Raw genomic sequence first — 262 nt, 5'->3', positions numbered from 1 at the left:
CCTTGCCGTTGGCGATGACGGTGGCAAGGTCCTCGCCGGGATTGGCGCGGCGCGCAGCCGTCATCGCGTTGAAGTACATGAAGAACTCGGCGATGACGTTGGTGTTGGGATCGCGTTCCTTGCGCTGCATGTCGGGATCGCCGCCGCCGAACAGCTCCTGCGTGAGCTGGAGCATCTTGGGCTCGTCGGATTCCGGCACGCCCATGATCGACATGATGACGTGCAGCGGATAGTAGACCGCGATCTCCTTCGCGAAGTCGCA

At 62.6% G+C, this 262-nt stretch carries 1 pseudogene; it reads right to left on the bottom strand.

The annotated features are described in order from the left end of the window. Positions 1-262, bottom strand: a pseudogene (locus Q5L94_RS13840) (hypothetical protein); the annotation flags it as partial.

It is taken from the genome of Idiomarina sp. Sol25, from assembly GCF_033052775.1.
Taxonomy (GTDB): domain Bacteria; phylum Pseudomonadota; class Gammaproteobacteria; order Enterobacterales; family Alteromonadaceae; genus Idiomarina.
The sequence above is the reverse complement of the archived record's forward strand: the minus strand, read 5'-3'. Positions and strand labels throughout refer to the sequence as shown.